This window comes from Paraburkholderia phytofirmans OLGA172, from assembly GCF_001634365.1.
In the GTDB taxonomy this organism is placed as follows: Bacteria; Pseudomonadota; Gammaproteobacteria; order Burkholderiales; family Burkholderiaceae; genus Paraburkholderia.
Window position 1 is genome coordinate 2,148,076 of sequence record NZ_CP014579.1, and the last position, 24,404, is coordinate 2,172,479.

17 protein-coding genes and 2 pseudogenes are annotated in these 24,404 nt (G+C 60.0%); 14 read left to right on the forward strand and 5 right to left on the reverse strand.

The genetic code is table 11. The features are described 5' to 3' along the window. Positions 1 to 730: 730 nt before the first annotated feature. The 3 genes from AYM40_RS29595 to AYM40_RS29605 form a co-directional block, all read right to left on the reverse strand. Entirely contained in the window at positions 731 to 1,405 is a 675-nt protein-coding gene (locus AYM40_RS29595) for a response regulator transcription factor (protein WP_063499617.1), read from the reverse strand. A 959-nt stretch (positions 1,406 to 2,364) separates the two neighbouring features. After that, entirely contained in the window at positions 2,365 to 2,847 is a 483-nt protein-coding gene (locus tag AYM40_RS40800) for a hypothetical protein (RefSeq protein ID WP_148662346.1), read from the reverse strand. Between the two features lie 460 nt (positions 2,848 to 3,307). Further along, the gene (locus tag AYM40_RS29605; RefSeq protein ID WP_063499619.1) at positions 3,308 to 3,694 is read right to left on the reverse strand and encodes a response regulator transcription factor; all 387 of its coding nucleotides are present in this window, start codon (positions 3,692 to 3,694) and stop codon (positions 3,308 to 3,310) included. Positions 3,695 to 4,024: 330 nt separating this feature from the next. Here AYM40_RS29605 and AYM40_RS29610 point away from each other — a divergent pair, with 330 nt between their 5' ends. The 8 genes and pseudogenes from AYM40_RS29610 (at position 4,025) to AYM40_RS29640 (ending at position 15,583) form a co-directional block, all read left to right on the forward strand. Next, positions 4,025 to 7,087, forward strand: a complete 3,063-nt coding sequence (locus AYM40_RS29610) for an ATP-binding protein (RefSeq protein WP_082855384.1) — start codon at positions 4,025 to 4,027, stop codon at positions 7,085 to 7,087. Positions 7,088 to 7,278: 191 nt separating this feature from the next. Continuing rightward, on the forward strand, positions 7,279 to 8,259 hold the full coding sequence (locus tag AYM40_RS29615; RefSeq protein ID WP_063499621.1) for a helix-turn-helix domain-containing protein: 981 nt from the start codon (positions 7,279 to 7,281) through the stop codon (positions 8,257 to 8,259). A gap of 288 nt (positions 8,260 to 8,547) precedes the next feature. Next, positions 8,548 to 8,721 carry a hypothetical protein gene (locus tag AYM40_RS41575; RefSeq protein ID WP_158515349.1) on the forward strand — a complete coding sequence of 58 codons (174 nt, stop codon included), beginning with the start codon at positions 8,548 to 8,550 and terminating at the stop codon, positions 8,719 to 8,721. Then, on the forward strand, positions 8,718 to 10,130 hold the full coding sequence (locus AYM40_RS29620) for a cytochrome ubiquinol oxidase subunit I (RefSeq protein ID WP_063499622.1): 1,413 nt from the start codon (positions 8,718 to 8,720) through the stop codon (positions 10,128 to 10,130). The genes AYM40_RS41575 and AYM40_RS29620 overlap by 4 nt, the downstream gene beginning before the upstream one ends. A 6-nt stretch (positions 10,131 to 10,136) precedes the next feature. Continuing rightward, positions 10,137 to 11,129 (forward strand): annotated as a pseudogene (cydB, locus tag AYM40_RS29625) (cytochrome d ubiquinol oxidase subunit II). Between the two features lie 143 nt (positions 11,130 to 11,272). Beyond that, on the forward strand, positions 11,273 to 12,889 hold the full coding sequence (locus AYM40_RS29630) for an MFS transporter (RefSeq protein WP_236720989.1): 1,617 nt from the start codon (positions 11,273 to 11,275) through the stop codon (positions 12,887 to 12,889). 64 nt (positions 12,890 to 12,953) lie between these two features. Next, positions 12,954 to 14,075: an HlyD family secretion protein gene (locus tag AYM40_RS29635; protein ID WP_063499623.1), complete on the forward strand. Its 1,122-nt coding sequence runs from the start codon at positions 12,954 to 12,956 to the stop codon at positions 14,073 to 14,075. 248 nt (positions 14,076 to 14,323) lie between these two features. Further along, the gene (locus AYM40_RS29640; protein ID WP_082855387.1) at positions 14,324 to 15,583 is read left to right on the forward strand and encodes an efflux transporter outer membrane subunit; all 1,260 of its coding nucleotides are present in this window, start codon (positions 14,324 to 14,326) and stop codon (positions 15,581 to 15,583) included. On the opposite strand, the gene AYM40_RS29645 is transcribed toward AYM40_RS29640, so the two are convergent. Continuing rightward, complete coding sequence (locus AYM40_RS29645; RefSeq protein ID WP_063499624.1) at positions 15,514 to 16,497, reverse strand: hypothetical protein; 984 nt, start codon at positions 16,495 to 16,497, stop codon at positions 15,514 to 15,516. The genes AYM40_RS29640 and AYM40_RS29645 overlap by 70 nt on opposite strands. A gap of 407 nt (positions 16,498 to 16,904) precedes the next feature. Here AYM40_RS29645 and AYM40_RS42835 point away from each other — a divergent pair. The 6 genes and pseudogenes from AYM40_RS42835 to AYM40_RS29670 all read left to right on the forward strand — a co-directional run. Next, positions 16,905 to 17,105 (forward strand): annotated as a pseudogene (locus tag AYM40_RS42835) (amidohydrolase); the annotation flags it as partial. Positions 17,106 to 17,129: 24 nt separating this feature from the next. Next, positions 17,130 to 17,537, forward strand: a complete 408-nt coding sequence (locus tag AYM40_RS29650) for a DoxX family protein (RefSeq protein ID WP_063499625.1) — start codon at positions 17,130 to 17,132, stop codon at positions 17,535 to 17,537. A gap of 506 nt (positions 17,538 to 18,043) precedes the next feature. Then, positions 18,044 to 19,633, forward strand: coding sequence for an MFS transporter (locus tag AYM40_RS29655; RefSeq protein WP_063499626.1), 1,590 nt, complete (start codon positions 18,044 to 18,046; stop codon positions 19,631 to 19,633). Positions 19,634 to 19,949: 316 nt separating this feature from the next. Next, entirely contained in the window at positions 19,950 to 21,233 is a 1,284-nt protein-coding gene (locus AYM40_RS29660; RefSeq protein ID WP_063499627.1) for a c-type cytochrome, read from the forward strand. Next, entirely contained in the window at positions 21,230 to 21,742 is a 513-nt protein-coding gene (locus AYM40_RS29665; RefSeq protein WP_063499628.1) for a (2Fe-2S)-binding protein, read from the forward strand. Before AYM40_RS29660 ends, AYM40_RS29665 begins: the two co-directional genes overlap by 4 nt. Continuing rightward, on the forward strand, positions 21,739 to 24,003 hold the full coding sequence (locus tag AYM40_RS29670; protein ID WP_063499629.1) for a xanthine dehydrogenase family protein molybdopterin-binding subunit: 2,265 nt from the start codon (positions 21,739 to 21,741) through the stop codon (positions 24,001 to 24,003). Before AYM40_RS29665 ends, AYM40_RS29670 begins: the two co-directional genes overlap by 4 nt. Before the next feature lie 108 nt (positions 24,004 to 24,111). On the opposite strand, the gene AYM40_RS29675 is transcribed toward AYM40_RS29670, so the two are convergent. Further along, positions 24,112 to 24,363: a DUF1427 family protein gene (locus tag AYM40_RS29675; protein WP_063499630.1), complete on the reverse strand. Its 252-nt coding sequence runs from the start codon at positions 24,361 to 24,363 to the stop codon at positions 24,112 to 24,114. Positions 24,364 to 24,404: the final 41 nt, after the last annotated feature.

A 24,404-nucleotide genomic window follows, 5' to 3' on the forward strand; every position in this document is an offset into this window, starting at 1 on the left:
TGTGTCAGGAAACAATTCGAGCATGAGATCGTCCGTTGTGACGAATGCTTCCTGGCCGCGGACAAGAAGACCAAGAAGGTCTGCTTCGCTGCGCCCTGACATTCCAGTGCGACTGTCCACGACTTGCTCGCTTCGCGTGCGCTTCAGATCTAACAGGGTTTGGCGCATGGTCTCTGCCTTCGATTGAGGGAACCGGGATAGCGCGGGCGCTTGTGCATGGATGGCGCGATACATGCAGTAGTACGACGTCGCCCACTCAACTCTCGTCGTAGTATCGTGGAACATGCCTGACGCATTAAAGGTATAGCAGGGCCTTTGCGAATACAAACCTACAAAGAGACGCTAGTCGCTAACCATCGTTTGAGCAATGCAAACGTTCGTATAGTCGTAGCCGCCCATGGATTCGCGACACCTGGTCGAGATCCTCGCTCGTCTCGCTACGGCATCCAACCGGCAACGAGCGAGCGAGCAACTCTCGCACAATCGATAACGCGCTCAAAGCTATACGTTTGTATGGTTCCCGTCCGCTACCGTGCAAGCTAGTCTCATTGCAGTAGTCTTGTACGCGGTAGACCGCGTATTCGCGTACCACCTTTGGACGAATTGCGCGTTGGGCGTTGGGCGTTCAATAAACAGTGGAAGGCGTGCGGAATGCCGCGCGCTGCGTGCTTGCGCGAGGAAGCACGACGGCGTTGAATCGAGTGTGAACACCGGCCTCGTGCGGCCGCCGCTACCTGGAATAGTGAGCGTCGACGCCCAGCGCTTCGGCCTTTCGCACGAGATCGGCTACCGAGCGCGATGCCAATTTCTTCATCATCTGCCCACGATGGATTTTTACGGTGATTTCGCTAAGATGCATTGCCGAGGCAATCTGCTTGTTCATCAGACCAGCCACGACAAACCCCATTACTTCGCGCTCGCGCGGCGTTAAAGAATCGTACGAGCTGCGCAGCAGCGCAATCGATTCTTCGGCCGCAAGACGCGCGCTATCACGGTTTAGCGCATGAGCGACCGCGTCGAGCATGTCCTGATCGCGAAAGGGCTTCGAAAAAAAGTCGACCGCACCAGCCTTCATTGCCTTGACCGACATTTCGATGTCGCCATGCGCCGTAATGAACAGGATCGGCAGGCGCAGATCGGTCTTTGCCGCCTCTTCCTGAATCGTCAGGCCGCTCTCGCCACGCAAGCGGACATCAAGAATCAGGCAACTGGGCGCGTCGTATTTCGGAAAGGCAAGAAATTCCCTCGACGATGCAAACGTCTCGACATGCAGCCCTGTTGAGCGCAACAAGCCGCTAAGCGCGTAGCGCATCGACTCGTCATCGTCGATCACATAGACGACGGATACTTTGCCTTCGCTGTCACACTGAGCCGAGTTCGCGTGCGAATGCAAGCCTGAAACCATCCCGCCTCCCTTTGAACTGACCAAATCCGCGGCGAAATCGAGGTGACGATTCCTGCCTGATATCTACAGCTTCGTCCCTGCCACGCGCCGGACATCGCTTCATTTCATCCAAAACCTGCGCCGATGTCTTCAGCCCATCGCGCCGTACAACGAGTATAGTCCGTGCGAATGCAATATCGAGCCGCCGCTTCTGCTGCCCGAGGTGCTGCTGCCCTGCAACAGAACGCTAAATGCGAAAATTTTGCGTGAGCCAAACTCGATTGAACTCCTCCCTACACCACAACGCTATCCACGGAGCTTGTCGAGGGAACTGAGCGGAAGAGGATCCGCCGACGGTCTTCACCTTCGGCGTGAGCATGAACGTCGACCGGATCGACCGGCCGCGTTATCTGATTGCGCTTTGACTGTCGGATGCATTGCGCTGGACGCGCTCACCATGGTGTGCTTCCAGCTTCACTGCAGCATGGCGGTGGCTGAGATGTCTATTTGATTGCCGTCGTTCTGCTGTCTTTCCTCGACAGCGCTATTTCCGCCTCCATTTTCTCTGCCTTCGCCGCCTCTTGTTTTAACTTCTTCTTTACCGAGCCGCCGTTTATATTTCTAACAGCTTACATACAGGATCTTTTCAATCCCGCGTGACGAGATCGAGGAAATCCTGTTGCGCACCGGCCGCTGCGAAGGCGATCTGCCCCATAAAGGTAGCGACAGTTTGCAAGTCGCGGTGGCAAGCTGCTGGCCCACGCAGCGTAGCAAAAGCGGTCGCCCGCTTGGGACGCTCGTGACCACCAACGATATTTCAGAGCGTAAGCGTGCCAAGGACCCGCTGCGCCGAAGTTAGACGCAGTACCTGACCGAAGCGCAGAGGCTGCGCCTCACTGACAGCGTTGGGCGGAACGCGTCGAGCGGTGACGTCATCTGGTTCGAGCAAAGCACCAGAATATTCGATTACGATTCGACAGCTACGCCGTCCAGCGTTTAGCGGCACGGCGGCTGGCGAAAACAATGCATGAAAATGCTGCCACCTTGAGCGTACATTCAATAATCGACACGCACATCAACCCTGTGGAAAAGCGCCGGTAATCGAGAAATCCAGGCGCGATTGCCATAACGCTTGCTGCACAGAAAAATGCAAAAATGAATCTCGCGAGTCTGGCGCCGGACAATGCCCATAGTCCTAACGAGAGCCAAAGCAGTTTTCCAGCGATGCATGCCGCCCCCTCCAGGATCGTCGGGGTAAAGAGCAATTCGAACGGCAATTCGCATAGAGACCAGATGGCTGCGAAAACCACAACCGTTTGGGTAAGCGTACCGAGCGGTGGACTCGCATTCCGCCCGGATTCATGAGCCTCGTAGGTGTGCCGACGAGAATTCCATATCACCGAGCAATAGGGTTCGACGCGCTGCTCTCTGACATTGCCTAGGGTCCATCGATCGATAGTCACGTTGCAGCCCTCCCCTCTTGTCAACAGTCAGTCAATTGACGCCCTTGATATCCAGTCCTGCAGATTTCGTCGGAAGACGCCTTTCTACTGCTATTGAAGACAAATCACCTTGTAGTCGACAGTCCGTCGCACCAGGTAATGTCGGTAGAGGCTCGGTAGCCATGGATCAAGGCACAAAATCTCAAGATATCCATTTGCCAGAAGTGCAATTGACGTAGACATGTCATCAACCTCAACAGGTAGTTGATACGTCAAGAGGCACGTGCTATCGAACAACGCTCTCTGATTCCTTTAGAGTCGTTGTTTCGCCTGAATACGGATGCTGCCGCTTGATCGCCACGCGATGATGATGCGCCCAGGTTTTCGCCAATCCGCGCGGCGTTGTCTTAAAGGTAGGTCACGCACTGCGGCCATACCATGCTACAAGCGGATACTTGGCTTGCACGTAGGTTTCTGCGTTTCATACCTTGGTTTGACCGGGTGGACCCAACGCGAGGCTCAACCAATGTGCCATGGCGGCAGCGCCGATAGGCTTTGCGAGGACGGCCAGCACACCGTTCGTGTGGACCTTCGCCTGCAGCGCGGCGGTGGGAAAAGCCGTGAGAAAGATGGTCGGCGGCGCGTGCCCTCGCTTCAGAAGTTCATCGTGCATTTCCACGCCAGACATGCGTGGCATGCGAACATCAGAGATCAGGAACGAAGCTTCACCGATCTGTGGGGACCGGAGGAACTCTTCGGCCGACGCAAACACGCGTGTCTGCCATCCTAACGAGCTTACCAGGCTCGCGGTAGCCAGACGAACAGATTCGTCGTCGTCGACGATCGAAACAAACGTGGTGGAATTCACGCAGGGAGCCCCAGCATTTAAATGATGAAGCGAAGACGCGGCTGTTCGTCTTGTGCGTCTAACCTGTCAACACTAATTCAAGAGTTGTTGTGCGGAAATCATACGGATGTATAGGCCCTCGAGGGGACGTCGTACTTCAATGACAACAACCCAGGACGGTCACGCCCATCGGCTGGCTAGTGATGCTCTGCCGTTTAAGTCAAATGTCTGTGCCATTAAATACAAGTTTGCTCAAAGCGGCGCGCCTAACATCGAACCACGCGGAACAGACGTTCCGCCCGGTGAGACCGACCAATCTATCAATGAGTTCAGGCTACTCCAATTGCCGAAATGGGACCGCCGGTGTCGCGACGCCACGGACCGCGTAGCGCCCTCGGAGACAGTGAAACGAAACATGACGGAAGTCCCAACCTTTCCCGGGTGCCGCTGATGATTCAAATAGGTCGGTTTGAACTCGATCTGGAACTACGCAGGCTAAGTTGCGCGGGTGTTCGAACATGCATCGGCGTGCGAGCATTTGAAATCCTCGCGTTACTGGCCTCTAAACGTGGCCGACTGGTGACCAAAGACGAGCTCATTCGCCACGTCTGGCCAGACACGATTGTCGAAGAAAACAACCTGCAGGTGCATCTGTCGGCACTACGCAAGGCATTGGGAGCCGACCGGGATCTAATCGTGACGCTGACCGGGCGCGGTTACCAATTGGCGGGCCGTCCGGCGAACACGCTGCCGCCCGGGGAGTTCGAGATCCGGCACGCGCAGGCCTCCTTCCCGTGTGCTACCGACGACGTGCCGCTGCATGCCGCCGAACTTTTCGGAAGGAAGGCGGTGCTTCAAGATATCGCCGAGATGCTGCTGCAGACTCAGACAGTCACGCTGGTGGGCGCTGGCGGAATCGGCAAAACGAGCCTTGCGACCGCCGTGGCGCTGCATTTCAAGAGCCGCTTCCAGGATGGCGTATATTTCGCAGGGCTGGCGGGACAGTCCGACGCGTCAGCGGTCCTGGTGGCGGTGGCCGATGCATGTCACCTGACGTTCGCCGGCGGAGAGGTAACCGCTGCACGCATCGCCTTCGCACTCGCGAACAAGCGTTGCCTCGTCGTGCTTGACAATGCCGAACACGTGATCGACGTTGTCGCCAATCTGACCGAGGTCCTTACTCGCCACAATCCGCTCCTGCGCGTGCTGGCGACCAGCCGCGAACCGCTGCGGGTGCCAGCCGAATCGGTGTACCGCGTGCAACCGCTCGAAGTGCCCGCGAGCGACGCCCAGCTTGAGGAAGTTCTTACGCACTCAGCCGTTCGATTATTCTTGCATCGCGCGAGAGCGTTGCAGCCCGGTTTTGGCCGCGACGCGGCTAGCATATCGTTGGTTGCGGAAGTATGCCGCCGGCTCGACGGCATCCCCCTTGCCATTGAGCTAGCCGCTGCACGCGCGGCGACGCTCGGAATCGATGGCCTGCACCGCAGGCTCGACGATCGGCTCAAGGTATTGACCGGTGGATGCAGAACGTCCCTGCCGCGTCATCAAACCCTGCGTGCCACGTTCGACTGGAGCTATGCCCTGCTGGATCCCGCAGTTCGAGCCGTATTTCGCCGCCTCAGTCGGTTCGCCGACAGCTTCTCTGTAGAAGATGCCTGTGCCATTGCAGTAGACAATAGGATCAGCCCGACGCTGGTGGTGACCGGCATTAGTGAACTTGTCGAAAAGTCATTGCTGGGCATAGAGTTTGGAAGCGCGTTGACGCGATACCGGCTGGCCGAATCGACACGAGCGTATGCAAGGGAAAAGCTGCACGATGAAGGTGAGGACCCAAGCGTTGCAGCAGCGCATGCGCGCTGGCTGCAGCAGCGCTTCGGACGGGAACGCAGGCACGTGCCCATTGCCCTGACGGGTGAAGCACACTGCAATCTACGTGATGCACTCGACGACGCGCGTAGTGCGCTTGACTGGGCATTATCGCCAGAAGGCGATGAGCTGCTCGGCGTCGAACTGACAGGCATGTTGGTCGAGCCGTTGCTGGCCTGGTCGCTGATACAGGAATGCTGTACGCGCGCGGGCCGCGCCGTAGCGGTCCTCGAACAACTACCCGCAGAAACGGTCGACGTGGCATGCGAACTGCGACTGCGCGCGGCGCTTGCCTCGGCACTCCTGCTTACCTGCGGGCCGGTGAGCGAGGCGGCCAACTTATGGATCGACGTGCTGTCGCTCGCCACTGAACAGCACGACGAACCGTTTCAGGCGCACTCACTATGGGGCCTATTCAATGCGACGCTCTCCTCGGGACGTATCCATACGTCATTGAGGTACGCCATGTTGCTGCAGACGTTTGCCAACGAGCGCGGCGAGGACTCCCAGCGAACACTCGCTGATCAGATGGTCGGCGTGTCGCGTTGCTGGCTAGGCGAGCACGCGGATGCGCGAGCCCTTGTCGAGGGCGGACTGGCTCACCTCCGCTCACGAAGACAAACAAAACCCGAGTCGGAGGGATTTCGCGTCGATCCTATGGTTGTTGCAAACGGAACCCTCGCAAGGGTCTTATGGGTACAAGGTCACCCCGAGCAGGCTATGGCGCTGATCGAGTCAACGATTAAGCGGGTGAGCAGCGATATGCAGGAGCCGTCGCTTAGCCAGGTACTCGGCGGGTCGGCAATCCCACTTGCACTGTTGTCCGGAGACCTGCCGACGGCGGCCCACTACCTCGACATGCTTCGCAAGCAGGCAACGGTGCACCGGCTCGAAGTCTGGCAAGAATGCTGTGATTGCCTGACGGGACACCTCGACATTCTAAACGGCCGACCCGAGATAGGCTTGCCGATGCTCGATGCCGGTCTCGCCGCGTTACAGATGCGCGGCTTCCGCACCATGCAGATATCGATGGTTGGCTCGTGGGCGGAAGCGCTGGCCCACGCCGGAGACACCGTCGAGGCACGGCGGGTACTCGTCGAGACGCTGGCCTATTGCAACGAAAACGGTAATCATCTATTCAGCCCCGACTTCTGGCGGATACTGGGTTTGGTTTCTTCGCTCGAAGCTTGCGCTGCCGCCGCGCGGGGGGCGTCGCCCATCGAACACGAAACGGAAGCGCAAGCCTCGTTTCTGCATGCGATCGAGCTTGCGCAGCAACAAGGCGCGCGAATGTGGGAATTGCGTGCGGCGATTCCCCTCGCGCAACTCTGGATCTCACAGCAGCGCCACAAAGAAGCAATCGAACTCCTGGATCCGCTTTGCGCAACGTTCACTCATCCGGGGGCGAGTCTCGACGTGCGTACGGGCTGTGCGCTGCTGGTCAAGCTAAAGGACATTAACGCAGAAACGGAAGCTGCTCGGTCCCATGATGGATTCGCACGTCCGCGCAACGCTCAATTCAGCGAGGACTCCGCCTGCCAATAATCAGCCCGCGACGCCCGTCGACGCGCGAGCCTGCAGACGTTCCAGTTGTGACCACGTGGTCAACAAGGCAAGCCTTCCGGTACAATCGGTTCCTTTCGCGCTTCAGAGAAAGACCTGAGCTCCGATCAGCAACGAGTTGCCGATGCAATGATCCGTCAGCTCGCGGGTAGCGCTTACTGAAGAGGATCGCCGTGGGCACACACGTCAGTCTTGATCATTTCCCCGCTGAGAGCCGGTTTCATCATTTTCGCGACATCGTGAACAGGTTATACGTTCCGGTCACTGTTACCAGCGAAGCACCCGAAGCGTTCCGCTACTCGCGTAGTGAAAAATTGCTTGGTGATCTGTCGTTCGTGTCGGGGATGATGACCAAAGTAATGTTCACGCGAACCGCGCGGGATGTTGTCCGCGCGGAATGCGACGGCAATATGAAACTGGTCGTACCCCTGGCGGGTTCAGTTGTGTTTCGTCAGAACAAACGCGAAGCGCTGGTTAAGCCCGGCCAATTTTATCTCGACGATCCGACTCGCCCCTACGAGAAACGGGTCATCGATAGCCTGACCTATCTTACGGTTAACTTTCCGCGCGATGCCGTCGCGTTGAGGCTTGGCGACCTGGATTCAATACTCGCAATCGGATTTGGGACGGAGTTGCCCCATAGCAGGTTGGCGAGAGATTTCCTGCTGAGCATAGCGTCGGTATGGGACAGCATCGAAGATACATCAGCTGCGCATCTCAGTTCGGTTGCGTCAGACCTGATCATGGCGGCCCTGTGGGAGCGATGCGATCCAACGAATACTCCGCAGAGCATCTACAGGTCAGCGCAATTTCAACAGGCCAGGGCGTTCATCGACGCTCACCTCGATGACGCACGTCTTTCGCCCGGCATGATTGCCACCACACTTGGTGTTTCAACTCGCTATTTACGCTACCTTTTTAGCGAGCAACGGTTTTCCTACCGCCGCTATGTCCTTGCGCAGAGACTGGCTCGTTGCGCGAAAGATCTTGGCGATCCACGCCTCGCCCATCGTACGATTACAGCGGTCGCCTACTCATGGGCATTTTTCGACAGCGCGCATTTCAGTCGAACGTTCAAGATGGCGTTTGGGATGTCGCCTCGTGCCTATCGTGCATTGAAACTGCCTGGGAATGTCGAGCACAACGGCGCATAGTTTGTTAAACCGAAAAAATAAGCAGCATATCGAAGGTTTAGATTTCTACATCACCCTCTGAAGAGCCGATCGCAGCGCGAAACTCGCCCGTGCTGTAGCTCCACCTTTAGCAGGATTCAGAAAGCACTCAGGACTTTTAAGGTCCACCTGCGTCAACATGCACTCCATCGTGAACTTATTTGTGGTGCCGGCATCGCGCCCATTCATCGAGGAGTCTTTTATGCCACACGGCTCATTTTCGCCCGTTGCCAGCGTGGTCGCGGGATCGCGCCGCCCAGACACGCAACCATGAGCGCTCTGTCCAGATCCGCGGGGCGCCTGCTGGGAGCGCTCGGCGTCGCCTTTTTCTTTTTCATCATCGGCGTGTTCGGCCAGCTCGCTTCGGTTGTCGCGCTCGCACTATTTATCGCCCTCACCCTGGCGATCTCACGGCACGGCCAAACCGAACGGAGGCAGCCGTGAGCTTCGATCCCACCATCCTTGCTCGCATCCAGTTCGCGTTCACTGTCAGCTTCCACATCATCTTTCCGACGATTTCCATTGGACTTGCTGCGTTTCTGGCCATTATGGAAGGCCTGTGGCTGAAGACCCGCGACCCGCTCTATCTGCAGATCTACCGTTTCTGGCTCGGCATCTTTGCCATGGGCTTCGGTGTGGGTGTCGTCACCGGTATCGTCCTCTCGTTCGAATTCGGTCTCGCCTTTGCAAAGTTCGGACAGATGGCCGGCCCGGCCATCGGTCCAATGATCGGACTGGAGGTTCTCACCTCCTTTTTCCTGGAAGCCGGGTTCCTTGGCATCATGCTGTTCGGGCTCAACCGGGTTGGACCGAAGCTCCACTTCTTCGCCACCTGCATGGTCGCGCTCGGCACCTTGCTGTCGGCATCGTGGATTCTGTCGGCCAACAGCTGGATGCAAACGCCCGACGGCATTGCGATCGAACATGGCCGGGTAGTGGTCACCGACTGGCTGAAAGTGATCGTCAACCCATCCTGGCCCTACCGCCTGCCGCACATGCTGATCGCAGCCTACATCACAGGCTCGTTCCTTGTCGCCGGCGTGGGCGCCTGGTATCTCCTGCGCGGCGAGCATCAGGCATTCGGGCGCCGGACAGTCTCGATCGGCCTCACCTTCGCCACCGTGCTGATCGGCTGCCAGGTGTTCGTCGGCGATATGCTCTACGGGAAGATGCTGGAGCATCAGCCTGCCAAGATGCAGGCTGCTGAGGGCTTCTGGGAGAAACAGTCGCAATCGCCCGAGCCCTATTACTGGTTCATCGTCCCCGATCAGCAGAACCAGCGCAATCGCTTCGCGCTGGGCACGCCTTACCTCGGGAGCATCTGGCTGACCCACACTCTGAACGGTCGAGTCGAAGGATTGAAAAACACGCCGCGCGACCGGCAGCCGGTCATGGGCTGGGTGTTCTATGGCTTCCGGACGATGTATGGCCTCGCCATCATCATGTTCGGCTTGTGTATCGCGTCGCTGTGGCTGCGCTGGCAGGGCCGGCTCTTCACCACACGCTGGTTCCTGCGCACGCTCGTGGTGATGACGCCATCCGGCGTGATCGCGACACTCGGCGGCTGGTACCTTGCCGAGACGGGCCGTCAGCCCTGGGTGATCTACAACATCCTGCGCACGGCCGACGCCGTCTCGCCTGTCCCGCCAAGCGTGCTACTCTCGACGCTGATCGCGTTCGTCTGCATCTACGCGCTTTTCATGACGGCTTTCCTGATCTTCACCTTCCGCATGATTCGTCGCGGCCCGCAGACGGCACCGTCTGAACCGGTGTCCACCGGCTCGCTCAAGCATGCGTTGAAGCCCGCTGTGATGGATGATCCCGCCGGCCGCAACCCGGCACCCGTGGAGTAGCCCGCCATGAATCTGCCGTTGCTCTCCGCGCTGTTCACCGCCTTCGCACTGTTGCTCTATGTCCTGCTGGACGGCTTCGATCTGGGCGTGGGCGCACTGCTCCTTGCACAGTCCGACGAACGGCTGCGCGACCGCATGGTCGATTCGATCATGCCCACCTGGGACGGCAACGAAACCTAGTTGATCATGGCCGGTGTGGCGCTGCTCGCCGCCTTCCCTATCGCCTATGGCGTGCTGCTTCCGGCGTTTTATATACCGCTGATCGTCATGTTGCTCGCGCTGGGGCTGCGCGGCGTTTCGTTCGAGTTCCGCTATCAGGTCGAGCACGGCCGAAGCTTCTGGGATGTTGCGTTCGGTGTCGGCTCGATCGTGGCCGCCCTCATGCAGGGGGTGATCGTCGGCGGACTCATCCAGGGGGTGGCCGTCGATGGTGAGCATTTCAGCGGCAGCGTATTCGATGTCTTCCAGCCCTTCCCCGCGCTGACGGCCATCACCTTGCTCGCCGGCTATGTTGTCCTTGGCGCCGGCTGGCTCCATTTGAAGGCGACCGCACCGCTGCGTGAATTTGCGCAGCGCTGCCTGCGCCTGGCGGCGCCGGCCTTTGTTTGCCTCGCGGTCGCGACCTGTGCCACTGCCGCGTGGGTTCAACCCGGCATCCGCACGGCCTGGGCGGCGCACACGATCGCGCTGACCGTGATCTCCGTTCTGTTTGCCGCCACGACTGCCGCCCTTCTGCGGGCGATCGGCGGCCGCGTCGACGGACGTCCGTTCTTTCTGGCGCTGGCTCTGTTCGTGTTGGGCTTGGCGGGCCTGGGTTTTGGCATCTTCCCGGACATCGTGCCTTTCCGTCTCACGCTCTGGGCTGCCGCATCGTCGACCCTCAGCCATGTCTTCCTACTGGTGGGCGCGCTGATTGTCACGCCGGTCGTGCTGGCTTATTCTGCCTTCGCTTACAGCACGTTTCGCGGCAAGACGCCCGAGGCGGGATGGGAAACATGAGCCCCCGCGCGCGACGTCTGAGCTGGTTCGGCGGTCTCTATCTGGCAGCCGTGATTACGCTGCTTCTCGTCACCGCGGTGATGCATGTGGTCTTGCGGCTCGTCACGTGATCGCCACCTGTCAAATACGGATAGGCCGTTGCAATGAGTGACACTGCCCTGCCGACCTCGATGCCGGCTTCGCCTTCGCCTCCGCCCATGGCGGCACTCACCATGTCGCCGGCGCATACGCGCCTTCTGCTCATGGGCCTTGGTCTCGCGACCGGGATGGAGTTCTATACGTTCGACAGCATGAACCTGGTGCTGGCCGATCTGACCGGCACGCTAGGCGTATCGGCAGACGAAGCAAGCTGGCTGCTGACGGTCTACAGCTGCGCGCTGTTTCTCGGCGTACCTGTCTCGGTCTGGATGGCCGGGCACTACGGCTACAAACGCTTCCTAATCTCGACCATCGTCGTGTTCGCGATCGCATCGATGGGTTGTGCGATATCCCCGAATCTCGACTCGATGCTGATCTGGCGCGCCATCCAGGGGCTGGCCGGGGCCGGCCTGGTCGTATGGTGGCGCGCGAGCATCTACGTACTGATGCCCAAACCCCAGCGCAGTCCGTCATTGATGAAGGCATCCACGTTGCTCTATCTGTCCAGCGCTGCGGGGCTTCTGGTCAGCGGCTATATCACGGACCATTTCAACTGGCGGCTGATCTTTCTGCCGAATCTGTTGTACGCGGCCGGCGCGATATGGCTGCTGGCCCGCTACTTTCCGACACTTCCGCCCCCCGCCTCCGACCGCGTGATCCAAACCGATTGGCTCGGTATTGTCCTCCTCGCAACGGCGCTGATTTCGCTTCAGATCATCCTCAACCGCGGTGAAATCGACGACTGGTTCGGATCCTTCCATATTCGCCTGCTAGCCTGGACGGGCGGTGCGGCTCTGCTTCTCTTCATTGTCTGGCAGGCGAGTCCGGCGAATCGAACGCCGCTCCTCTGGCTCGGTCTGCTGCGTGACCGCTACGTATTGTCGTCCGCGCTGATTGCTGTCTTCACCGGCATGATCCTGTCGGGCAGCCTGTTCGTTCTGCCCGAGTTTCTGCGCAATCTTTCAACCCATACCCATAGCGCGACCCAGACCGGACAGATCATTTGCGTCTATGCGTTGACCGCGGCGGCCATCCGGCCGCTCATGGTCGGTCTTATCGCGCGAATCGGCCAACGCAAAACGATCGTGATTGCGCTCGTCATGCTGATCGCGTCGATGGTCCTGTTCAATCGGCTGCTGACGACGGACACACCCGGCTATTACTACGTTGTTCCGCTGATTCTTTACGCCTGCTGCCTGTCGCCATTGTTGCCCGCAGTGGGCAGCGGCACGGTAGCGAGAATCGAGCAGAACAAGCTGCTCGACGGCGTCTCCCTTTACATGACCTTCAGGCAGTTCGGCGCGTCGCTCGGGGTCGCGCTGCTGACCATTCTCATCGGGCATCGCGAGACACTTCATTCATCGCGCCTGTTCGAACATCTGCGCCATGACAATCCAGGTACGCAAGACTGGCTCGCGTCGGTAAGCGCAACGTTGGTCGCGCGCGGCGGTTATTCTCCATTCGAGAGCCAGCGCGCAGCGGTAAGAATTCTCGCCGAAGCAGGCGCGCACCAGGCGGCCACGCTCGCCTATGCGGACGCTTTCGCCTTCATGGCGGCGGTCGGTGTCATCGCACTGTGCCTCGTCCCCATCATTCCGCCGACCCCGGTAGTCAAAAAATAAGGAGCGCGGCCATGCAAACCCTGTCTGTTCCAAACCCTATCCACTCGCCCGACCGGAGGCAGCGATGAGCGAAGCGCCACCGGTTCAAAAGCCGGCCCCCACGCCGCCCTCCGCGATTGCGCCTCCGGCGCCCCCGCTGCCTGACAATCGACGCTGGCTGATCCTCGGCCTGCTTGCGCTGATCGTCCTGCTGGCGATCGCCGCGTATTTTCTGGTGCCAGGCCTGTACGAGAAGCAGACAGACGACGCCTATATCGACGCGCATCTGGTCTCGGTCATCCCCAAGGTCCCGGCTTATGTGCAAACCCTTCATGTCAACGACAACAGCAAGGTCACAGCCGGCGATCTCCTCGTCGAACTCGACCCGCGCGACTATGTCGTTCAGGTGGATCTGGCGCGCGCCAATGTCGCAGCGACCGTTGGCAAGCTGGAGGAGGCGCGCAATCAGGTCGCGGTGGCCGACGCCAATATCGGCCAGCAAAGGGCGGAACTTGACGTTGCCCGCGCGAATGCGAAACTGGCCGTCGCCAATCTGGCGCGGCTGCAATCCGTCTCCGATGTGCGCGCCGTGTCATCGGAGCGCGTCGATGAGGGGAAGGCGGCCGCTGACGGGACACGGGCTTCCGTGACTGCGGCCCAGGTCAAGGTCGATGCATCACAGGCGCAAGCGACGCTTGCACGCGCCCAGGTGAAAACGGCCCAGGCTTCGGTCGCTCAGGCTCAAGCCATGCTCGCGCAAGCGACGCTCAACCTCTCGTACACGAAGATCTATGCAACCGAGTCCGGCAGCGTCGCAAACAAGAGCGTCGAACAGGGTAACTTTGTGCAGCCCGGACAAACGCTATTGTCGGTGGTCCCGGACAAGCTCTATGTGATTGCGAACTACAAGGAAACGCAATTGACCCACGTTAGACCCGGCCAGTCAGTCACGATCCTCGTCGACGCGTTTCCGGATTTGCGGCTGCGCGGCCATGTCGACAGCATCCAGCGCGGGACCGGCTCGCACTTCGCGCTTCTACCACCGGAAAATGCAACGGGTAATTTCGTGAAGGTGGTGCAGCGCGTGCCGGTGAAAATCGAACTCGACAACCCTGGGGAAGCCCTTAAATTGATCTCGCCAGGCATGTCTGTCGAAACGGAAATCTTCGTCAGGGAGCGCCCGGCATGGCTCGGCTTCGGGAACTAGCAGCAGCGCAGCCGGCGAGCCATCATCATGCGCGGCGACGGCGTATCGCCATACTTGCTGCTACCGTCGCTGCATCGGCTGGACTCCTCGCGGCTTGCACCATGGGGCCCGACTATGTGCCGCCAAAGCCAGCGATGCCTGCAAGCTTTACGGAACATACCGGAGCGGCAACGAGCGCGGTCAAAGGACCGCAAACCTCGGACGACGCCTAGTGGAAAAGCTTTGGCGACGCAACGCTCGATTCGTTGATGGCCGACGCGCTGCAATCCGCGCCCGACCTGGCCGTTGCCCAGGCGCGCATAAGCGAAGCGCGAGCCTTGCGCGGCATCGCCGGAGCAGACCAATACCCAACCGCCGACGTCGGCGCCAAATACGATCGCACGCATGGTAGCGCCAATGTGCCGGTTGGCGTGCCGCCCGGCGGCCTCGGTCCGGGCGCTAACGGCAATCTATGGCAGGCCGGTTTCGATGCTTCGTGGGAGATCGACGTATTCGGCGGCAAACGTCGCGGCGTCGAGGCAGCCGATGCGTCGTATCAGGCCACCGTAGCCGACCTTGGCGACGTCGAGTTGACATTGCTCGCGGAGGTCGCGCGCAACTACATCGAGTTACGCGGCGTGCAGCGGCAACTGGCCGTCGCGCGCAACACTTTGTCCATTCAGAATGACTCGCTGTCGCTGACCCGGTCGCAGTTCGACGCGGGCCTCGCGTCGCGCCTCGATGTACTGCGTGCGCAGGCTCAAGTCTCCGATACGGAAGCCGCCGTCCCGACATCCGAGGCAGACGAACGCGCGTCCATTTATCACATTGGCGCGCTGATCGGGCATCCGCCGGAACAACTGCTTGCCCAACTGGATACGCCACAAGCGATTCCTTTGGCAGTCGTAGACGTGCCTGTCGGCCTCCCGTCCGACCTTCTGCGCCGCCGGCCGGATATCCGGGCGGCCGAACGCCGGATTGCCGCCGCGAACGCCCGTATCGGCGTCGCTCAGGCCGATCTCTATCCGCACTTCTCGCTGACTAGCGTTGCGGGGCTGGAGAGTCTGAACGCATCGACGTTTCTCACCGCGCCGAGCCGCTATTTCTCGATCGGTCCGAACATCAGCTGGCTCATATTCGATGCGGGTAAGGTCCGCTTCGAGATGCGCGCCGAAGAGGCGCGGACCGATCAAGCCGCGGCCGTATACCAGCGGACAGTTCTCGGAGCGTTGCGCGATGTCGAGACTGCGCTCGTATCTTATGCGCAGTCACAAGTGCGGCATGAGCGGCTGACTGCCGAGGTCACCGCCGACCGCGAGGCTGTGTGTATCGCGACGCGGCTCTACCGGCAGGGGCTCAATGACTTCCTCTCCGTGCTGGACGCCGAACGCTCGTTGTACGCCGCCGACGACAAGCTGGCGCAAAGCGATCGCGATACGGCGCTTGCGCTCGTCGCGCTTTACAAAGCGCTGGGTGGCGGCTGGCAGGAGGCAACCGACGCCTCCCACGTCGCCACGCAGCAACCCTGAAGCTCAGGAAAGCGCGTGCGCACAGGCAGCAGGAGTGAGAGTGCGTCGGTTAGCCGCCCCTCCACGGCAAGCCCGTTCGCGAGGCCGCCCGCAGCGCGTAGCTCGAGAGCCCCCGTACCTTGTCGGCGGCCCGATTCCAACCCGGCCCGAAACCACGTTCCTGCATCGCCGCCCCCTCCTGTCATCTGAACGATCACGCCCTTGACCCGGCAAATCTCCGCGTAGTACCAACGCTCCCCGGTCCGCTCGCAATGTCGCAACGCCTCGTTGATCGCCGTCATCGCCTCGTCAAAACGTCCGCAATCCGCCTGTGCCTGCGCGAACCGGCAAAGGAGAAACGTCAACGGCGCCAGAAAACCCGTCTCGCGTAGTTTGTCGATCGCCAAACGAAACTGGGCAAGCCGTTGCCGATGCTCACCCGCCATGACGGAAAACAGATACTCCTCGTAACAGGAACAGGCACTCAGCCAGACCGAAAAGCCCACCCGGGAAGAAATGTCCCGCAGCTTCGCGAGCGCTCTGGCCGCGATATCGCGTTCGTCCATCAAGAGCGCGATCGGCACTAGCGCTTCGACCAGCACATAACACGTCACCATCTCATGTGCGTAGTCCTCGGCCGCCTTGGCGGTAGTCTCAGCCAGCCGCAATGCCCGCTCCGTCTCCCCTTGAACCCACAGGACCCGCGCCAGTGTCGCGCGAGCGACGATGCCATGATCAATCCGGAAACCGAGTGTGTTCCAGCGGTGCACGGCAGGAACATAAGTGTTAAGCATTCCTTCAAGCTGCTCGCGGGCCGCTGCCTGTTCTCCTGCGGAATGCAGCACGATGCCTTCAATACGGCGCCCGATCACCCTATTGGTCGTATCGCCGTGCTGCTGTGCACGCGTATTGAAGCGGTGGGTGAGCAGAAGCACGTCGTGCGCTTCACCGCCGTACTGGTGCGCATTCCAGAGCCCCCGACAAGGCTCGGGATTCGAAGTCCGTATCGCCGACGGCGATCGCCAGCGACAATACGTTGGACCACGTGTCCCAGTTAACCCTAACTACTGGAAAAGTTCGACGACGTTCAATTACCCTGAGCGGGACACCGATTGCATCAGAATCGCTTCGGTGACCTTCTTGCGACGCACGGCTTGAGTCGCTGGCGCCGTAACGGCGTGCCGTGCTTCAGACCGGAGTCAGTCCGCACGGAGGCTCCGCTTGCCCGTGGCGCTTAATAAGATTTCAGGCCAGTTTCATGGCTTTAAGGGTTCGAATTGAGTAACGTGTATTCTGGCCTAGATGCTGCTCGCGAACCATTAACCCTCGTGGCACGCGTGTAGTCGGCGGGTTTGGCGGCCACAGCCGGTATCGGCCGTCGGCGGAGTCGCCGACTGGTTCGCTGAACGCCTGCGTCAACGATTGCACGAATTTGTGCGGCGCACACGGCCACGGACATTTGTGGGCTTGGCGCAGCAACGTACCGACCGGCGACGCCAACGGTTTCTGGGGCGCTCTGGGGTGCAGCTGTTTCGCGTTTTAATGCCGGATACGGGGACGATCGACAATGGGAGTAACTTTGGCTCAACTCACCGCAAGCGCCACCGATCTGGGTCTGCTGTATTTGCGGATCGGGGCGAGTCTCGTGGTGATGATCATCCACGGCTTGCCCAAGTTGAGGCACTTCACGAGCGAAGCGGCGGCGATCGAAGACCCGTTTCATCTCGGTAAGACGCTGACGATCTGCTTCGCGATCTTCGCGGAGGTGGTGTGTCCCCTCTTTGTGATTGCCGGCCTCCTCACCCGTTTTGCAGCGCTGCCGTTGATGGTCCTCACAGCTATCGCGCTGGTGCGCGTGCATCCGGAATGGACGCCTCAGCAAGCTCAGTTTGCGTGGATGCTGCTGGTTCTGTTCGGCACGATCGCAATCGCGGGCCCCGGCCGCTATACCCTGTTTGCGCTGGTTGGCGGCTGAGACAACGCAGTCTGGAGCACGAGCGTGCGATGGCGCAGATGATCTCGTTGGGCGCATGTCCTATGACCTCGCTCCATTATCGGGTCGAACTGCAAAGCGACTGGGTACGCGGCGAAACCCACATCCATCGCACAAGGCAGGGGCTATGGCCTCGGGTTGATCTATGTCAAAAGGATGTTTGGCGCCAGCGAAGGTCACTAATACTGGTCATCGACATCCGTACGGGCCGGCGATCCCGCCTGCCCGTACGTGCTCGCTTTACCCCATTGGTCTCGCACTGGCGCGGGTGACCTGGCTCTCCAAATATGCGATTCCGCTGCCGGACAGCCCGGCGAGCAGCAACGCAACTCGGCCGGCCCGAGCACGGGGGATCCCTTTTGGCGGTCGAGACGGTGCCTGCTCGTCACTGAACTTGTCCAATGCGAAGCCACTCCTTCCAACATCCAGAATTTTTATCTTTTCTGTATGATACGGAATCCTACTGACATTAAAAAGCGGGTCGGTTGATGAATCCCACGATCATTCCGGGCGGTTCGAGCACCCTGGATTCGACCGCCTCGCGCGCACCTTTGCAATCTCCGAATTCGCGCCCTTTTCCTGCGATCGCCGCCGTTCTGCTCGGGGCCATGATTTCAACACTGACATCCCGCATTACGTCGCTTGGCCTCGCCGATATCCGCGGCGCGCTCGGCGTCGGATTCGATGAAGGTGCGTGGATCAACACAGCCTTTACCGCATCGCAGATGTTCATCGGACCTATTGCAGTTTGGGCTGCCTTCGTCCTCGGGACGAGGCGTGTATTACTAACCGGCGCGGTCATCTTTATGGTCGCTGAAACGCTTCTGCCCCTCAGCACCAATTTTGCGTGCTTCATCTTTATCCAGGCGCTTGCGGGGCTCGCTTCCGGCGTGTTCGTGCCGATTACTGTCGGCTTCATTGTCCGCAGTCTTCCGCCCACGCTGATTCCTTTTGGCATTGCTGCATACGCCATGAACCTGGAAATGTCGCTTAACATCTCCGCCACGCTCGAAGGATGGTATAGCGAGCATCTCAGCTGGCACTGGTTGTTCTGGCAAAACGCCGCGCTCACCATCCCTTTCATCCTATGCCTGATCATGTCGGTGCCCAACGAAGCAATCCGGCAAACTCCCGCGCGCAGCGACTATGCCGGCATGCTGCTTGGTGCAAGCGGCTTCGCTTGCCTCTTCGTCGCGCTGGATCAGGGTGAACGCCTGTTCTGGCTTCAATCACTGTTCATCACCGGCATGCTTTACCTGGGTACGGTATTGCTGGCGGCTTTTGTATTACGTGAACTGGTGACGGAAGCGCCCGGCATTGCCCTTTCGTACCTGCTAAAACCTAACGTCGCGCTCCTGGTGATGTTGGTCGGATTGATCCGCTTCACAGTCCTGAACACAAGCTTCATCCCATCCATTTTTCTCGCCAGCGTGCACGGACTGCGACCGCTCGAGGTCGGCGACACGCTGCGCTGGGTCGCCGTACCGCAAATACTGTTCGCTCCGTGCGTTGCGTTCATGCTGCTCCACCTCGACGCACGCCGCGTCATCGCCATTGGCTTTGCTACAGTCGCCCTCGCCTTTGGCCTCGGAACGCAACTCACGCCCGACTGGGCAGAAGGTAACTTCATCCCGTCGCAGCTGCTGCAAGCGCTTGGCCAGACAATGGCACTCACTTCGATCATTTACTTCTTCGCCAAACACGTCACCGCCGAACACGCGCTGACTTTCGGTGCGGTTGTGCAAACCACCCGCCTCTTCAGCGGCCAATTGGGCACCACGTCCATCGCGGTGACTCAGCGTGTGATGGAGCAGATCCACTCAAACCTGCTCGGCCTGCATGTCAATTTATTCAGCAGCGAGACCCTGGAGCGATTGGCCGCACAGAGTTCGCTATTCGGTACGACGTTAAACGGAAATACTGCTGAGGTGCCCGCCGGTGCGATCGCCTTACTGGATCGAGCCGTTCGCGTTCAGGCAACAACCCTTTCACTCGCGGACAATTACCGGCTCGCGGCGGCTTGCGCATTAGGGGGCATCGCGTTGACGTTACTGTTGCGACGAGCTCCCACGCCTTGAACCCATCTGCGCCGGATAGAAACCGAACGACCCGATGCTACCGTCTCCCCGTCTGACGCGACCAATGAATTTGACTATGCGTCACTTTGAGAAGACCACGGGATTTAATTTTTATTAAGGCATCCAACAGGACTTTTGGTTACGACCTATATATGCTTTATCCAATTGGGCCACACGGATTAGCCATTCACAACGGCACTCACTTCAACGCGGGGCAAGATCCGGCGGGCAAATAGTCCGTGCACATCCGTGCGTTTGACCGTCGGGCGTCCGCAACGACTCTGATGGAATTTCCTTTTTTGCGGAAGGTGCTGCGATGACTCGCAAGCCGATGATTCTCGCGGCAATTGCCGCTGTTGTAGTGGCATGCGCCGTCGCAGTCGGCATCATGTGGGAGCCCCGCCTCGCTGAGGTGCAACCCCCTGCTGCTTCCTCGTTCGACCGCCAACTCAAACTGGAGGGCGCTCGCGTGGTGGCGCTCGGCGACTGCGCGGTGTGCCACACCGCCAGGGGCGGAAAGCCGTTTGCCGGCGGCTTGCCGCTTGCCACGCCATTCGGGACTATCTACGCGACCAATATCACCCCGGACCCTGAGACGGGCATCGGCGCGTGGTCGCAGGAAGCCTTTACGCGAGCGCTACGTCGTGGCATCGCGCGCGACGGTCATCAACTCTACCCTGCCTTTCCGTACATCCACTTCACCAGGATGTCGGACCACGACATCGCGGCGGCCTATGCGTACCTGATGAGCCGCGATCCGGTCAAAGTGACGACGCCCGACAACAAGCTGATCTTCCCACTCAATTTCAGGCCGTTGGTGGCGTTCTGGAATGTGCTGTTCCTGCGGTCCGGCGAACACGCAGCGGACGCATCGCAGAGCGCCGAGTGGAACCGGGGTCATTTGCTGGTCGACGGACTGGGACACTGCGCCGCCTGCCATTCTCCGTTGAACGTAATCGGCGGTGAGAAATCCGGCCAGGCGTTTGATGGCGGTCAGGTCGATGGCTGGGAAGCCCCGCCGCTTAATCAGTTGAGCAATGCTGTGAAGCCGTGGACCCAGGAACAGCTGGTGACCTACCTGCGCACCGGCCGCGCCAGCGAGCACGGCGCCGCTGCCGGCCCGATGCTGCCGGTGACTCGCGACCTGGCCACGGTGCCGCAACAGGACGTCGAGGCGATCGCCACCTATCTTCTATCGATTCAGAAGCCGGCCGTGGCCGCCGTCGAGAGAACCGCTGCGGCCACGCAGGATGCCCAGTCAGCGAGCGCCCAGCGCGGCGCGATCCTGTTCAACGGCTCCTGCGCGTCCTGTCACGGCAGCGGCTCGCCGATGCAAACCATCGGCACGCGGCCCGGTCTTGCGTTCAGTACCGCCGTCAACGCGGCTACCCCGCGCAATGCGATCCAGATGATGATGGGCGGTGTGCCTTGGCACGGTGAGGAGGCACTGAACTACATGCCCCCGTTCGGCGAAGTGTTCAGCGACGACCAGCTTGCCGATCTGGCGACCTATCTACGCTCGAGTTACTCGACGCGCGTCCAATGGGACGCGGTCAAGGACACCGTATCGAAGGTCAGAAAGGAGAATGAGACGCGATGATCCAGCTCTCAGTGAATGGCGTGCAGCACGCCCTAGACATCGATCCGTCGACGCCACTGCTCTACGCGCTGCGCAATGACTTGCAACTGCACGGGGCCAAGTTCGGCTGCGGCCTCGGACAATGCGGCGCGTGCACGGTGATTGTCGATGATCGGGCGGTATTTTCGTGCTTGTTGCCCGTATCGGCTATCGGCAATCGTGCGGTTCGAACCATCGAAAGCCTGGGCACGATCGAACATCCGGGTGCCCTACAAAAGGCCTTTGTTGAACACCAGGCTGCGCAGTGCGGCTATTGCATCGCGGGGATGATCATGCGCGCCCAGGCGCTCCTCGACCGTACGCCGCGTCCCACCGAAGCGCAACTGCGCGAGCACATGGAACCGAACCTTTGCCGTTGCGGCACCCATATGCGCATTCTGGCGGCGATCCGGCAGGTGGCCGGACTTCCCGAAGGCGGGGAAGCAAATGCCTCGACCGGCGCAGCATCGGGTAAAGGAGTCACGCAATGAGCGCACACGACGATCAAGTCGACGAGGGACGCCGCCGCTTCATGCTGTCCGGCGCCCTCGCGGTGGGTTTCAGCCTAGTTCCCGGTGTGAGCGCACTCGCCCAGGAAGTCATTGCTGATGAAGGCAAAGCCGTGCATATCGGCAAAAAAACCGAAGTGCTCGCCGGTAGCCTGAAGACCAATCCGTTGCTCGACGCGTGGATCAAGATCTCGCCCAACGGCAAGGTGACGGTCTTCACCGGCAAGGTAGAGCTCGGCACGGGCGTACGCACGGCCTTACTGCAAGTGGCCGCTGAAGAATTGAACATGGCGCCGTCGCTCATCACGTTCCTCACCGCCGACACGGGCCTCTCGCCGGACGAGGGCTTGACGGCAGGCAGCCATACGATCGCCGACAGTGGCACCGCGCTGCTCAATGCCGCAGCCCAGGTGCGCGGCATTCTGGTCGATGCGGCCGCGCAACGCCTCGGTGTCGATAGCGCAACGCTCGTCGTCAAAGACGCCGTCATCGTCGCGCCAGACGGACGCCGCGTGACCTATGGCGAGGCCGTGCAAAGCGTCGACCTGCATCGGATGGCTTCACCCACTTCGCCGCTAAAAGATCCGCACACTTTCAAGGTGATCGGCACTTCGCTGCCGCGTCTGGACATTCCAGGCAAGCTTACTGGCGGTGCGAGCTACGTGCAGGACATGCACCTGCCGAACATGGTTCACGCGCGCGTGGTGCTGCCGCCGGCCTATCAAGCGAACCTGTTGGACACCAATGAAGCCGAGGTCGCGAAAATGCCCGGTGTAGTCAAGGTCGTCAGAAACGGCAATATGTTGGCCGTGGTGGCAAAAGGCGAATGGCAGGCGGTCCTCGCGCAACGGACTCTCTCGGCCGGCAGCAAATGGAGCGCCGGTCGCCCACTGCCCGATCCCAATACCGTCCACAGTGAACTCAAGAAAATTGCCACTCAACAGATCGAGATCGCTAACGCGCATTCCCCCGCGGCGCAGCCGGTCAAGGCTCTGAGCGCCACCTATATCAAACGCTATCTGATGCATGGTTCGATCGGCCCGTCATGTTCGGTCGCGGCGTTCGAGAACGACACACTGACGGTATGGACCCACTCCCAAGGCGTATATCCACTGCGCGACGGGTTGGCGGAGATGCTTTCGATACCGAAGGAAAAGATCCGCTGCATCCATACCGAAGGCTCTGGCTGTTACGGGCACAATGGCGCCGACGATGCAGCCGCGCACGCAGCACTGATCGCGGTGGCGTTGCCCGGACAGCCGGTTCGCGTGCAATGGATGCGTGATCAGGAGCATACGTGGGACCATTTCACGCCCGCGATGGTCACCGAGGTCAGCGCGTCACTTGACGCGCAAAACAATATCGTCAACTGGGATTACGCACTGTGGAGCAGCTCCCATAACGAGCGGATCGTCAACGCGGGACGGCTTGTGCCGGCCACCTTGCTGGCCAAACCATTCGTATCCGCTCCCTCCACGCCGATGGTGCAGCCCGAAGGCGGTGGGGACCGCAATGCGATCCCGCTATACACGCTGCCGAACGTGCACGTGATGAACAACTTCTCGCCGACAATGCCTCTGTCCACATCGGCCATGCGTTCGCTGGGGGCGCACACCAATGTGTTTGCAATCGAGAGCTTCATGGATGAGCTGGCATTTGCCGCTCATATGGATCCTATCGAGTTTCGCCTGAAACATCTTCAGGATTCGCGTGCGCAGGATGTGGTCCGGCTCGCGGCGAAGGAATTCGACTGGCCGAGGCCGCCGCGTCAGTCTGGGCGTGGCGTGGGATTTGCGTTTGGTAAGTACAAGAATCTGATGGCCTACGTCGCGATTGCGCTCGAGCTTTCCGTCGAGCGGGAAACCGGCATGGTGCGCGTCGAGCATGCCGTCGCCGCTGTCGATTGTGGTCAGATCGTCAATCCGGATGGTGTCCGCAACCAGATTGAAGGCGGCATCATCCAGTCTTCAAGCTGGACACTATACGAAGAACTGCAATTCGACACGAAACAGATCCGAAGCTTTGACTGGAGCAGCTATCCGATCCTGCGCTTCTCCGCAGTACCCGCCAGCGTGAAGGTACATTTGATTGACCGACCCGGCATGCCGTTTCTCGGCAGTGCCGAAGCCTCGATGGGGCCAACCGCAGGTGCGCTCGCCAATGCGTTGTTTGATGCAACTGGCAAGCGTCTGCGTCAGATGCCGTTAGGTGGCGACAGCTTGCGCAGGCAGATCGAGGTTTGATCGATATCAGTGACCAGATGGCCGCAGGGTTAGCCATCTTTGAATGATCAATATCCGATCGGAGCCGGGTGCGATTCCCCACAAGACGATCGACATGCGCCAGCAATATCAGCCGCCCTCGTTCGTCGCGCCCGGGACCACCGGTTTTTTTGCTTCAGCGCTCTTCATGGGCTCGGCAATCTGGGCCGTCGACGTCTGCGCGAAGAGCTGGGCCTTGACGACCGGAATGGCGTGCTCGCCCAACACCATGCCGAGCAGCCCGGCCAGCGCGATCAGCGGCGGCGCTGGCGACTGCACCTTGAGTAACCAGTAGAGGACTCCGACCGCGAAGCCAACTCCCATGGAAATGATGTAGCCCATTCTGATTGTCCTTTTAATCACTACCACTTCATCGCGCACGC

Bases quoted from the DNA above. Each gene is read 5' to 3' on its own strand.
- AYM40_RS29635 (WP_063499623.1), top strand. From the start codon at position 12,954: ATGAGCGAAGCGCCACCGGTTCAAAAGCCGGCCCCCACGCCGCCCTCC.
- AYM40_RS29610 (WP_082855384.1), top strand. From the start codon at position 4,025: ATGGGACCGCCGGTGTCGCGACGCCACGGACCGCGTAGCGCCCTCGGA.
- AYM40_RS29630 (WP_236720989.1), top strand. From the start codon at position 11,273: ATGAGTGACACTGCCCTGCCGACCTCGATGCCGGCTTCGCCTTCGCCT.
- AYM40_RS29655 (WP_063499626.1), top strand. From the start codon at position 18,044: ATGAATCCCACGATCATTCCGGGCGGTTCGAGCACCCTGGATTCGACC.
- AYM40_RS29650 (WP_063499625.1), top strand. From the start codon at position 17,130: ATGGGAGTAACTTTGGCTCAACTCACCGCAAGCGCCACCGATCTGGGT.
- AYM40_RS29660 (WP_063499627.1), top strand. From the start codon at position 19,950: ATGACTCGCAAGCCGATGATTCTCGCGGCAATTGCCGCTGTTGTAGTG.
- AYM40_RS41575 (WP_158515349.1), top strand. From the start codon at position 8,548: ATGAGCGCTCTGTCCAGATCCGCGGGGCGCCTGCTGGGAGCGCTCGGC.
- AYM40_RS29670 (WP_063499629.1), top strand. From the start codon at position 21,739: ATGAGCGCACACGACGATCAAGTCGACGAGGGACGCCGCCGCTTCATG.
- AYM40_RS29640 (WP_082855387.1), top strand. From the start codon at position 14,324: ATGGCCGACGCGCTGCAATCCGCGCCCGACCTGGCCGTTGCCCAGGCG.
- AYM40_RS29675 (WP_063499630.1), bottom strand. From the start codon at position 24,363: ATGGGCTACATCATTTCCATGGGAGTTGGCTTCGCGGTCGGAGTCCTC.
- AYM40_RS29595 (WP_063499617.1), bottom strand. From the start codon at position 1,405: ATGGTTTCAGGCTTGCATTCGCACGCGAACTCGGCTCAGTGTGACAGC.
- AYM40_RS29665 (WP_063499628.1), top strand. From the start codon at position 21,230: ATGATCCAGCTCTCAGTGAATGGCGTGCAGCACGCCCTAGACATCGAT.